Raw genomic sequence first — 11,880 nt, forward strand, 5'->3', positions numbered from 1 at the left:
TTGAGGTCAGGGGCCGTATTGTACGGAACGCGACGACCGCGCTAGCGGCCCGTTTCCGCCAGCGCGTCGATTCGCGCGCGCATGCGCCGCCAGTGCGAGCCTTCCCAGAACACGCGACGACATACGTCGCAGGTGGCGAAGCGTGTATGCCGCTCGCGCACGCCGTCGGGCACGCGGCCATCGATTTCGCCGGGCATGGCCGGACGCAATGGCGCATTGCACATCAGGCAGAGCCGGAACGCCCGCACGTGCTGCACGAGATCGAGGCGCTCCGAGACTTCGCGGAACTGTTCGTCGGCCTGCAGCGCGCGCACATAGCAGCCGCGCAACACGGTTCGGCGCTTGAGCAATTCACGATCGCGCGTGAGCACGATGCGCGATTCGTCGTGCGCGAGCTGCTCGATTTCATCGTCGGGGAAGTTGTTGTCGTAGCGGGTGTCGAAGCCCGCCAGCCGCAGCAGTTGCGCGAGCCCGCCCAGGTGTGCATCGGCGATGAAGCGCAGGTCTGCCGCACGCAGCGGTGGCCGGAGCAGCGGCGCGCCGTTCGCCATGTCCGCGGGTGCGTGATGCGCGGGATAGACCTCGATGACGTCGTCCGCCTCGATCTGCGCGTCGAACCCGACCGGGCGGCCGTTACTTACGATCAGATCGACTTCCGTGTGCGGCACGCCGAGCGCTTCGATCATGTGCTTGGTCGACGAAGACTTCGCGCACGCGCAAGCGAACGCGTGCCCGCGCAAGGGTCGAGCAAGGAAATCGTTCAGTTCGCCATGGAAGTGAAAGCGCGCCTTGACCATGCAGCCAGTATCGCATTGCGCGCCTCTGCGCGCTTCGCGTCGATATGCTCTACTGGCGCTCGGGCCGCGCGCCTTCCCGTGCGCGGCGGGCGAACAAGGCAAAGGAGGACGCGAGCATGGATATCGGATTCATTGGACTTGGCGAAATGGGCGGCGCGATGGCGAGCAACGCGCTCAAGGCGGGGCACACGGTGCGCGTCTGGAACCGCTCGCGCGACAAGACACGCGCGCTCGCGGACCAGGGCGCGACGGTCGTCGATACGCCCGAGCAGGCGTTCGCCGGCGACGCCGCGTTCTCCATGCTCGCCGACGACCACGCGCTGCGCTCGGTGCTCGTCGATGGCGGCTTGCTCAAGCACGCACCGAAGGGCCTCGTGCACGTCAACATGGCGACGATTTCGGCGGCGCTGGCCGTCGAGCTGACCGAACTTCACGCGCAGCACGGCGTTGCGTATGTCGCCGCGCCGGTGCTCGGGCGGCCGGACGTCGCGGCGGCGGGCAAGCTCAACATTCTCGCGGCGGGCGCGAGCGATGCGATCGACCGCGTGCAGCCCGTGCTCGATGCGATCGGCCAGAAAACCTGGCGCGTCGGCAGCGAACCGCAGCACGCGAACGTGCTCAAGCTCGCGGCGAATTTCATGCTCGCATCGGCGATCGAAAGCTTCGGCGAGGCCGCGGCGCTCGTGACCGGCCACGGCATCGAAGCGCAGACGCTGCTCGATGTCATCACGAATTCGCTGTTTCCGGGTCCGGTGTATCAGGGCTACGGGAAGATGATCGCGGAGCGCCGCTACGAGCCCGCGCTCTTCAAGGCGCGGCTCGGGCTGAAGGACGTGCGTCTCGCGATCGCCGCCGGCGATGCTGTGAACGTGCCGCTGCCCGTGGCGAGCGTCGTACGCGACAACCTCGTCGATGCACTCGCGCACGGCGACGGCGAGAAGGACTTCGCCGTGCTCGGTCAGGTCGCGGCCCGTCGCGCCGGAGGCTGATTCCATTTCCGCGGTGTGGCGAAGGCGGCGTTGTGCCCGGATCGGCGCGGGCAGACGGCATAATGCGAGTCCCGTTCTTTTCTCCGCCACGCCGCAATGAGTCTGCATCTCTGGTGGCTGTTCGTCGCCACTGTCTTTGTCGTTTCCGCGATTCCCGGTCCCAACATGCTGCTCGTCATGACGCACGGCGCGCGTCATGGTCTCAAACGTTCGACGGCCACCATGGCCGGCTGTCTCACGGCGCTCGTCATCATGTTGTCGGTATCGGCGGCGGGCCTGGGCGTGTTTCTCGAAGCGTGGCCGCGTCTCTTCGATACGCTGCGTCTGATCGGCGCGGCATATCTCGTCTGGCTCGGCGTGAAGAGCTGGCGCGCGAAAGCGAGCGCCGTCGATGTTCGCGATGACAGCGGCGCCGCGCATTCTTCCCGACGCTTCACGCTCTTTCGCAACGGCTTTCTCGTCGCGAGCAGCAATCCGAAGGCGATCCTCTTCGCGGCGGCGCTGCTGCCGCAGTTCATCGACGCGAGCCGGCCGGTCTTGCCGCAATTCGCGGTGCTCGTGTCGACGTTCGCCGTGATCGAAGTGAGCTGGTACGCCGTGTACGCGGGTCTCGGCGCGCGCATCGGCGACAAGCTGAAAAGCGCGAACGTCGCGCGGGCGTTCAACCGTTTGACGGGCGGCGTGTTCGTCGGCTTCGGCGCAATGATGGCGCTCGTGCGCCATTGACGATTCAAACGTCTGTATGAACGGGTGCACGGCTTGCTCTCCTTTGCAGTGCTTCATTCGCTTTCGAACAGACTTGCAGGGCGGGCGGGCGCATAGTCGCGCTCGTCCCGGTTCGCGGCGAACCCAGAAAAACAGCTAAAAAGGAGGCGCCTCATGCATGTGTTTGTCCGACGCCCCGCTTGCGCCGCGCTTCTCGCGCTCTGTTTCGGCGTACTGGCGACGACTTCCGCGCACGCCGACGACACACCGAGTCCCTGCGATGCGCTCAAGCGCATCGTGGCTGCCGCCCCGAATTTTTCATCGCTTTCCGCGATCGATGGCCGCGCCGTCGCGCTGCCTTACGGCGACGACGCGAAGTGCGCCGCATCGCAGACGAACTATCGATGCACGTGGACGCCGCACGGCGGCGCCAGCGGCGACGCGCTGCAGGGTGTCGCGGCGGACATCGCATCGTGTCTGCCCGACGCGACGCACGACCAGAATTCGCCCGCGCGCCAGCATTTCTATCTGGGCGCACGCGGCGCGCGCACCGAGATTACGGCGGCGCAGGCGGGCTCGAACAAGTTGAAACTCGAAATCTACGGTTCCCGGTGAGGCCATCGTGAGCAAGCGCATCCTCATAGCCGATGACGACGACGATGCGCTTTCCGGCCTCGCGAATCTGCTGACCGGCATGGGCCACGAAGTGGCGCTCGTGGCGAACGGCGCGCAAGCCGTCGATGTCGCCGCGCAGTTCGATCCGGAAGTCGTGATTCTCGATCTCGGCATGCCGCTCGTCGATGGTCTCGCGGCGGCGCGCGCGTTGCGTGCATTGCCGAACGGCCAAGCGCGAATGCTGGTCGCGCTGACGGGCTGGGGACAGCCGCAGCATCGGGAAATAACGCTCGACGCCGGTTTCGATGTTCACCTCGTCAAGCCGATATCCGCGGACCAACTGCAATTCATCCTGTCGATGATGCAGCCCTGATTTGCATCGATCGCGTGTGTCGGTCCGCTGCAACACGCGATGTTGCGACGCACCAATATTATTGGTATATTTACTCCTGTCTCCTCCATGTCTCCACTGATATGGATTCAGCCCGCCAGCTTTGGCGGGCTTTTTTTCGTCCGTACGGTTTAATGTTGCGCTGCATCGACGGAGGCAAAAAAGGCCGATCCGCTGTGGAGCGAATCGGCCTTCTGGTTTCCCGCGAAATGTGTCAGCGGGCGAGACCCGTCTCTTCCTCCGCGCCGATCGCCAGATTCATACACTGGATCGCCGCGCCCGACGCGCCCTTGCCGAGATTGTCCAGACGCGCGACCGTCACGAAGCGCTCGTCGTTGCCGAACACGAAGATATCGACGCGATTCGTGTCGTTGCAGGCTTGCACGTCGAAGAAACCGTCGTCGAGATTGCTCTCGGTGTCGAACGGCATCACGCGCACGAACGGCTCGTTGTTGTAATACTCGGCGAGCATGTCGCGCACGTCCTGTGGCTTCGCCCGCCGCGAAAGCTGGTCCGGCGAGAAATACGTCGTCACCGCGAGACCTTTCAGGAACGGGCCGACGATCGGCGTAAAGACCGGCGCGCGCGCGAGGCCCGCGCGCACCGACATTTCCGGCAGATGCTTGTGCGTCAGACCCAGCGCGTACGCGCGCGGGCTCATGAGTCGTTCGTTGCCGCCCGCTTCGAACTCCGCGATCATTTTCTTGCCGCCGCCGCTGTAGCCGGTGATCGAATAAGCGTGCGCGTCGAAGTTGGCGGGAACGAGGCTGCCCGCGACGAGCGGCTGCACCGACAGCACGAACGCCGACGCGTGGCAGCCCGGCACGGCGATGCGCTTCGACGTGCGCAGACGCTCGCGCTGCGCGCGCGTGAGTTCGGGCAGGCCGTACGCCCAGTCGTCCTGCGTGCGGAAAGCCGTGCTCGCATCGATCATCACGGTGCGCGTGTTGTCGCGGTCGACGAGCGAAACCGATTCGCGCGACGCGACATCCGGCAGGCACAGGAACGTCACGTCCGACGCGTTGATGAGCCGGCGGCGCTCCTCGATGTCCTTGCGCTTCGCTTCTTCGATACGCAACACCTCGATGTCACGGCGCTGCGACAGATATTCGAAAATCTTCAGGCCGGTGGTGCCTTCCTGTCCGTCGACAAATACTTTCGTGGTCATCTCGATCTCGCTGGTTCGTGCGGGCGCTCGCCGCAAAACCGACATTTTAGTGCGATTCCGAGACGGGCTGATGTCCGCCGTCTTCGACGCCGCCGCGATTGCCGATCCAGCGCGCCGTCACCGCGGCGATGCGCGCGCCGAAGACCTTCGCCGTTTCGAGATCGCCGGGCGGCGGCGCTTCGTCCGGCGAGGCGTCGGCGGGCGATTGCGTCAGGAGACCCGTAAAGCCGCCGACGAAGTTCAGATCGTTGCGCGTGGCAGCCTTCGTGTTAGACGGCATCATGCCGGTGCCGATCCAGACCATGCCGTGCTGCATCGCCAGCGTGACGAAATACGAGATGGTCAGGAATTTGTCGCCGTTCATGTGGGCCGAATTGGTGAATCCGGCCGCGATCTTGTCCTTCCATTTCTGCGCGAACCAGGGCTTCGAACTCGCGTCGGCGAACTTCTTGAAGTCGGCGGACGGCCCGCCCATGTAGGTCGGCGCGCCGAACACGATGGCGTCGGCGGCGTCCAGTTCTGCCCAGGCGGCATCGTCGAGTTCGGCGACGGCGATCAGTTTCACGTTGGCGCCGGCGTCGGTCGCGCCGCCGAGCACCGCTTCGGCGACCTTCTTCGTGTGGCCGTAGCCACTGTGATAAACGATGATGATGTTCGGCATGGTCTCCCCGAGTCGTTCCTGCGCCGCGCCGCGCACGCGTGCCTTGCGGACGGTCCGGGCCAGTCTAGCAAAGACAATTTTTCGCCGAGCGGCGTGAGCGCACGGTTCTCGACTTCAGATTAGCGGCCGTATGTGAACGTGAGCTGTGCGCTGGCGATCGTCATCGTGCGGATTTCGTGCTCGAACATGAGCGCGGGCGTGCCCTGACGCAGGCGCAGATCGGCGCTGTCGAGCGCGTAAACAGTCACTATGTAGCGATGCGGCTTGCCGGGCGGCGGGCACGGGCCGCCGTAGCCGTCCGTATCCCAGTCGTTGCGCGCTTCGATGGCGCCCATCTTGCGCAGCGCCCCCGACGCGCTCGCGTTGTTCGGCAGGCGATCCGTGCCGATCGGGATGCCCGCGACCGCCCAGTGCCACCAGCCGCGTCCGTGCGCGTCGGGATCGAAGATCGTTACAGCGAAGCTGCGGGCGTTTGCGGGTGCGCCATGCCAGGAAATCTGCGGCGAGCGGTTGCTGCCCTTGCACTCCGACTGATCGAAAAGCAGATCGCGCCCGATGGTCTTGCCAGGCGCGAGGTCCGTGCTGGACACGGTGAAAGCGGGGTCGGCGGTGACCTCGTGCGAATACGCGAAAAACGCCGCCGCCAGGGCGATGAAGAGTACTGATGCGGCAAGGCCAGTCGAACTCACGCGTCGCCCGGAGAGGCGCATGGGCTGAACTCCTGTCAGTATCGTCGCGCGTTATAGCAGCGTTTCGCCGGCTGCAACGATGTTTTTTGTCTCATGATGCGCTTCGTACCAGCTTGCAGTTTAACATTGCAACAAAGCATTAAAGCTTTACATCCTTGAGACTTTACCGATGGCGCGTTGCGCGCCCAGCGGCTTGGACGTAGCACGCAGCGCCTTGACGGCGATGACTTCTGACTCTATTAAACGTAGAAATGAGTAATTCGACGCAGATTCGCGCGGCAACTAATCGACCGAAATACAGGAGAAGTTAAATGAGCCAGCGAATAAAAGTCATCATCGCCGACGATCATCCCGTCATTCTGTTTGGCGCGGCACAGGCGCTCAACAAGTTTCCGGAGGTGGACGTTATCGGCCAGGCGCGCCAGTCGACCGAACTCATCCAGTTGCTTCAGAAGGAGCCATGCGACGTCCTCGTCACCGATCTCGCCATGCCCGGCGGCTCGTACGGCGACGGCATGCCCCTGCTCGGTTATATCGGCCGGCAATTCCCGCGGGTGAAGCTTGTCGTGCTCACCATGCTCGAGAATCCGGCCTTGCTCAAACGTTTGCGCGAAGTGGGCGTGATGTCGATCATCAACAAGGCCGACGACATGAACCACATCGGCTGGGCCATCCAGCACGTCATGCGCGGGCAGGAATATCTCGGGCCGTCCGTGAAGGCGGCACTCGACAGCATGGGGCTCAGTTCGAGCGGGCAGCAACGCAGCGTGATCCTGTCCAAGCGCGAACTCGAAGTGGTGCGCCTGTTTGTTTCGGGCATGACGATCACGGAAATTGCAGGACAATTGCGGCGCAGTATCAAAACCATCAGCACGCAAAAGAACACCGCAATGCGAAAACTCGGCATCGAGCGCGATTCCGAATTGTTTCAGTACGCGCAAAGTAACGGGTTAATGAATCTTTCGGCATATTCCGGCGACGGTTCGCTCGACGACTCGCTTCCCAATCCGAATTCGCTATAGACGATTTTGCTTGCCAAATAAAAAAGCCGCTGATTTCGATCAGCGGCTTTTTTTATCATTGCTTCGCGGACGTTAATACTTATTGCGGAGCAGCGGTCGCACCGCCGTGCGCAGCCGACCATTCCGCCGGCGAGTGCAGGAATTTCTCGACTTCATCGAGCGTCTTCGACTCGAAGTAGCCTTGCTCCTTCGCGACGCGCAGCACGTCCCACCAGGTGGCGAGCGCGTGCAGATCGACGTCGATGTCCTTCAACACCGACACGCTCTCCTTGAAGATGTTGTAGTGGAAGAGCACGAAGCAGTGGTTCACCGTCGCGCCCGCCGTGCGCAGCGCGTTGATGAAGTTGATCTTGCTGCGGCTGTCCGTGGTTAGATCTTCGACCAGCAGCACGCGCTGGCCTTCGGTCAGCAAACCTTCGATCTGCGCATTGCGGCCGAAACCCTTCGGCTTCTTGCGGACGTACTGCATCGGCACCATCAGGCGGTCGGCGATCCAGGCGGCCAACGGGATGCCCGCGGTCTCACCGCCGGCGACGGCATCGATCTGCTCGTAGCCGACATCGCGCAGAATCGTCGCTTCGGCCATCTCCATCAGGCCGCGGCGCACGCGCGGATACGAGATCAGCTTGCGGCAGTCGATATACACCGGGCTCGCCCAGCCGGACGTGAAGATGTACGGTTTTTCCGCGTTGAAGTGCACCGCCTGCACTTCGAGCAGCATCTTGGCGGTGGTGTCGGAGATCGTCTGGCGATCGAAGCCTGTCATGGGCGAATCCTTGGACTTGTGTGGCGCTTGAAGAAGCGGGAGGCGGCCGCGAGGGCCTTTGGCGCATGTTTCGATGCAGAACACGCCGTTTTGGACGACGTTTTCGCACTCACTGCGCGCGTAGCCCGCCATTTTACCCGAGCGGACGAATGCGGGCGAGTGGGCTTTTTTCGATCGATTGAACGATTCGGGTGCTCGCGCTTACACTCCCGGCACTTCCCGCAGAACGCTCCGATGACGCCCGCTTCCTCTTTCACTGCCTCCGAGCCGCTTTCCCGCCACGCGTTGCAGGCGCTCGTCGCGTCGATGCTCGGCTACGCGATGGACGGTTTCGATCTGCTGATCCTCGGCTTCATGCTGCCCGCGATCGCCGCCGACCTGCATCTCACGCCCGCGCAATCCGGCGCGCTCGTCACGTGGACGCTCGCCGGGGCGGTCGCGGGCGGCGTCGTGTTCGGCATGCTGTCCGATTATTTCGGCCGCGTGCGCATGCTGACCTGGACGATTCTCGTGTTCGCCGTCTTCACCGGCCTGTGCGCGCTCTCGCAGGGCTACGGCGATTTGCTGATCTATCGCACCGTCGCGGGAATCGGGCTGGGCGGCGAGTTCGGGATCGGCATGGCGCTCGTCGCCGAGGCGTGGCCCGCGCGGCTGCGGGCGCGCGTGTCGTCGTATGTGGGGATCGGCTGGCAAATGGGCGTGCTCGCCGCCGCGCTCATCACGCCGATGCTCCTGCCCGTGATCGGCTGGCGCGGCATGTTCGCGGTCGGGCTGTTGCCGGCGGTCGTTTCGTTCTTCGTGCGGCGTCATGTGGACGAGCCGGCGCTGTTCACCGAACGCCGCGCGGCTGCCAAAGCCGACACCGCCCGAAAGCTGCCGCTCAGGCATCTTTTCGACGACGCCCGCACCGCGCGTGCGAGTCTCGGCGTGATCATCCTGTGCTCGGTGCAGAACTTCGGCTACTACGGCTTGATGATCTGGCTGCCGAGCTACCTGTCGAAGACGTTCGGCTACTCGCTGACGAAATCCGGCCTCTGGACCGCGGCGACCGTGCTCGGCATGGCGTTCGGCATCTGGCTGTTCGGCCTGGCGGCGGATCGCTTCGGACGCAAACCGGCGTTTCTCGTCTATCAGTTCGGCGCGGTCGCGATGGTGTTCGTCTATTCCGGTCTGGCGAGCCCGGCGGCGCTCCTGATCGGCGGCGCGGTGATGGGCGTGTTCGTGAACGGCATGCTCGGCGGCTACGGCGCGCTGATCTCCGAGATCTACCCGACCGAAGCGCGCGCAACCGCGCAAAACGTGCTGTTCAATATAGGCCGCGCGGTGGGTGGACTCGGTCCGGTCGCGGTCGGCGCGCTGGCGGCGCGTTATTCGTTCTCGGTCGCGCTCGCGTTTCTCGCATCGATCTATCTGGTCGATGTTGTCGCGACGCTCTTTCTGATCCCGGAAAAACGCGGCGCCGAGCTCGACTGAGCGCCCAGTCGTCGGACGAAATTGCGCTGAAACGTTGCATCGCGTCATTTCAGGCGCGCGGTGTACACTGAACGTCCCAAAAAAAACCAAAGGCTCCGTCCGCTCGTTCGATTCCGACGAGCGGCACGCCGCGTCTATCCGACGCGCCGAGCCCATGAAAATTGGTCCATCGATTCACATTCCCGCATTCATTGCAGCACGGTCGACGGCGGTGTGAACCCTGTTCAAATAATTCTCAAACGTCTCAGGTCAAATCATGGACGAACAACTGAAGCAAAGTGCCCTCGCGTATCACCAGAATCCCCGTCCCGGCAAGATTTCGGTTACTCCGACCAAGCCGCTTTCCAACCAGCTCGACCTCTCGCTCGCCTATTCGCCGGGCGTCGCGGCCGCGTGCATGGCGATCTACGATGAGCCGCTCGACGCGCAGAAGTACACGTCGCGTGCGAACCTCGTCGGCGTCGTGACCAATGGCACGGCCGTACTCGGTCTCGGCAACATCGGCCCGCTCGCGGCGAAGCCGGTGATGGAGGGCAAGGGATGCCTCTTCAAGAAGTTCGCGGGCATCGACGTGTTCGATATCGAGCTGGCGGAAACCGATCCGGACAAGCTCGTCGATGCGATCGCGATGCTCGAACCCACGCTGGGCGGCATCAACCTCGAGGACATCAAGGCGCCGGAATGCTTCTATATCGAGAAGAAGCTGCGCGAGCGCATGAAGATTCCTGTTTTCCATGACGATCAGCACGGCACGGCGATCATCGCGTCGGCGGCGATCCTGAACGGCCTGAAAGTGGTCGGCAAGAAGCTGGACGAAGTGAAGCTCGTCTGCTCCGGCGCGGGCGCGGCGGCGATCGCGTGTCTGGACCTGCTCGTTCACCTCGGCCTGAAGAAGTCGAACACGCTCGTGATCGATTCGAAGGGCGTGATCTACGAAGGCCGCGGCAATCTGGACGCATCGAAAGAGCGCTATCAGGCGAGCACCGACGCGCGCACGCTCGCCGATGCGATGCACGGTTGCGACGTCTTCCTCGGCTGTTCGAGCGCGGGCGTGCTGAAGGCGGAAATGGTCGAGACGATGGCCGACAAGCCGCTGATTCTCGCGCTGGCGAATCCCGAGCCGGAAATTCGTCCGGAAGAAGCGAAGCGCGTGCGTCCGGACTGCATCGTCGCGACGGGCCGTTCGGATTATCCGAATCAGGTCAACAACGTGCTCTGCTTCCCGTTCATTTTCCGCGGCGCGCTCGACGTGGGCGCGACGACGATCACCGAGGAAATGAAGCTCGCGTGCGTGCGCGCGATCGCCGAACTCGCGGAAGAAACCGATCAGGGCGATGAAGTTGCGAAGGCTTACGAAGGCCATTCGCTGGAATTCGGCCCGGAATATCTGATTCCGAAGCCTTTCGATCCGCGCCTGATCATCAAGATCGCGCCGGCCGTGGCGCAAGCCGCGATGGATTCGGGCGTCGCGACGCGTCCGATCAAGGACATGGACGCGTATCGCGAGACGCTCGGCGCCACGGTGTATCGCACGGGCATGGTGATGCGTCCGGTGTTCACGGCGGCGAAGGCGGCGCCGGCGCGTATCGCGTTCGCGGAAGGCGAGGACGAGCGCGTGCTGCGCGCCGCGCAGTTCGTGCTGCTGGAGAAGATCGCGAAGCCGATCATCATCGGCCGTCCGGCTGTCGTCGAAATGCGTCTTCAGAAAATGGGTTCGAAGCTGAAGCCGGGCGTCGATTTCGAGATCGTGAATCCGGAAGACGATCCGCGTTATCAGAAGAGCTGGCAGGCGTATCACGAGATCGCCGCGCGTCAGGGCGTAACGCCCGAAAGCGCGAAGGCCGCGCTGCGCAAGTTCAACACGCTGATCGGCGCGATCCTGGTTCACACCGGCGACGCGGACGGGATGATCTGCGGTCTCATCGACACATATCAGGATCACCTGAAGTTCATCGATCAGGTGCTCGGCAAGGCGGAAGGCGCGAACAACTTCGCGGCGATGAATCTGCTGATGCTGCAAGGGCGCAATCTGTTCATCAGCGACACGTACGTCAACGAGACGCCGACGCCCGAGCAACTCGCCGACATGACGATTCTGGCGGCGCGCGAGATCGAGCGTTTCGGGATTCAGCCGAAGGTCGCGCTGGTGTCGAATTCGAACTTCGGCAGCGTGCAGAGCGCGTCGAGCAAGCGGATGGCGGAAGCGCGCAAGCTGATTGCCGAGCGTGCGCCTGATCTCGAAATCGACGGTGAAATGCACGGCGATGCGGCGCTTTCCGAAGCCGTGCGCAAGGCTTCGTTCCCGGGGACCACGTTGCACGGTGAGGCAAATCTGCTGATCATGCCGAACGTCGAAGCGGCGAACATCACGTACAACCTGCTCAAGATGGTGAGCGGCGAGGGCGTGACCGTCGGGCCGATCCTGCTCGGTGCTGCGAAGCCCGTGCATATCCTGACGCCGGCCGCGACGGTGCGGCGGATCATCAATATGACGGCGGTAGCGAGCGCGAATGCGCGTGTAGCGAAGTAACACAACATCGCGCTAGAAAGACGAACGGCGATCCGGGAGACCGGATCGCCGTTTTTTTTGGCCGATAAAAAAGG

The 11,880-nt window shown here is 63.4% G+C and carries 12 protein-coding genes; 7 read left to right on the plus strand and 5 right to left on the minus strand.

Features of this window, described 5'->3' with window-relative positions; translation table 11 throughout:
- Positions 1-41: 41 nt before the first annotated feature.
- Complete coding sequence (locus ACEN42_RS01585; RefSeq protein ID WP_371880490.1) at positions 42-797, minus strand: Mut7-C RNAse domain-containing protein; 756 nt, start codon at positions 795-797, stop codon at positions 42-44.
- Positions 798-913: 116 nt separating this feature from the next.
- On the opposite strand from ACEN42_RS01585, the gene ACEN42_RS01590 reads away from it, so the two are divergent.
- The 4 genes from ACEN42_RS01590 to ACEN42_RS01605 all read left to right on the plus strand — a co-directional run bounded on the left by ACEN42_RS01590 (position 914) and on the right by ACEN42_RS01605 (position 3,479).
- Positions 914-1,786: an NAD(P)-dependent oxidoreductase gene (locus ACEN42_RS01590; protein WP_187606594.1), complete on the plus strand. Its 873-nt coding sequence runs from the start codon at positions 914-916 to the stop codon at positions 1,784-1,786.
- A 96-nt stretch (positions 1,787-1,882) separates the two neighbouring features.
- A complete protein-coding gene (locus tag ACEN42_RS01595; protein ID WP_309881622.1) occupies positions 1,883-2,512 on the plus strand; it encodes a LysE family translocator in 630 nt (209 codons plus the stop codon).
- 153 nt (positions 2,513-2,665) lie between these two features.
- Positions 2,666-3,106 carry a hypothetical protein gene (locus ACEN42_RS01600; protein ID WP_371880491.1) on the plus strand — a complete coding sequence of 147 codons (441 nt, stop codon included), beginning with the start codon at positions 2,666-2,668 and terminating at the stop codon, positions 3,104-3,106.
- Between the two features lie 7 nt (positions 3,107-3,113).
- Positions 3,114-3,479, plus strand: coding sequence for a response regulator (locus ACEN42_RS01605; protein ID WP_371880492.1), 366 nt, complete (start codon positions 3,114-3,116; stop codon positions 3,477-3,479).
- A gap of 232 nt (positions 3,480-3,711) precedes the next feature.
- Here ACEN42_RS01605 and argC read toward each other — a convergent pair whose 3' ends face one another.
- The 3 genes from argC to ACEN42_RS01620 all read right to left on the minus strand — a co-directional run bounded on the left by argC (position 3,712) and on the right by ACEN42_RS01620 (position 6,036).
- Positions 3,712-4,665 carry an N-acetyl-gamma-glutamyl-phosphate reductase gene (gene argC / locus ACEN42_RS01610; RefSeq protein ID WP_371880493.1) on the minus strand — a complete coding sequence of 318 codons (954 nt, stop codon included), beginning with the start codon at positions 4,663-4,665 and terminating at the stop codon, positions 3,712-3,714.
- A gap of 46 nt (positions 4,666-4,711) precedes the next feature.
- Positions 4,712-5,326, minus strand: coding sequence for a flavodoxin family protein (locus tag ACEN42_RS01615; protein ID WP_035509487.1), 615 nt, complete (start codon positions 5,324-5,326; stop codon positions 4,712-4,714).
- A gap of 119 nt (positions 5,327-5,445) precedes the next feature.
- Positions 5,446-6,036, minus strand: coding sequence for a YbhB/YbcL family Raf kinase inhibitor-like protein (locus ACEN42_RS01620; protein ID WP_371880494.1), 591 nt, complete (start codon positions 6,034-6,036; stop codon positions 5,446-5,448).
- A gap of 290 nt (positions 6,037-6,326) precedes the next feature.
- On the opposite strand from ACEN42_RS01620, the gene ACEN42_RS01625 reads away from it, so the two are divergent.
- The gene (locus tag ACEN42_RS01625; RefSeq protein ID WP_187606601.1) at positions 6,327-7,037 is read left to right on the plus strand and encodes a response regulator; all 711 of its coding nucleotides are present in this window, start codon (positions 6,327-6,329) and stop codon (positions 7,035-7,037) included.
- Between the two features lie 79 nt (positions 7,038-7,116).
- On the opposite strand, the gene ACEN42_RS01630 is transcribed toward ACEN42_RS01625, so the two are convergent.
- On the minus strand, positions 7,117-7,803 hold the full coding sequence (locus ACEN42_RS01630; RefSeq protein ID WP_371880495.1) for an orotate phosphoribosyltransferase: 687 nt from the start codon (positions 7,801-7,803) through the stop codon (positions 7,117-7,119).
- 234 nt (positions 7,804-8,037) lie between these two features.
- Here ACEN42_RS01630 and ACEN42_RS01635 point away from each other — a divergent pair, with 234 nt between their 5' ends.
- Together ACEN42_RS01635 and ACEN42_RS01640 are read left to right on the plus strand one after the other, a co-directional pair.
- On the plus strand, positions 8,038-9,276 hold the full coding sequence (locus tag ACEN42_RS01635; RefSeq protein ID WP_371880496.1) for an MFS transporter: 1,239 nt from the start codon (positions 8,038-8,040) through the stop codon (positions 9,274-9,276).
- A gap of 256 nt (positions 9,277-9,532) precedes the next feature.
- Positions 9,533-11,806, plus strand: a complete 2,274-nt coding sequence (locus tag ACEN42_RS01640) for an NADP-dependent malic enzyme (protein ID WP_035509395.1) — start codon at positions 9,533-9,535, stop codon at positions 11,804-11,806.
- Positions 11,807-11,880: the final 74 nt, after the last annotated feature.

Source organism: Caballeronia sp. S22 (genome assembly GCF_964261745.1).
Taxonomy (GTDB): Bacteria; Pseudomonadota; Gammaproteobacteria; order Burkholderiales; family Burkholderiaceae; genus Caballeronia; species Caballeronia jiangsuensis.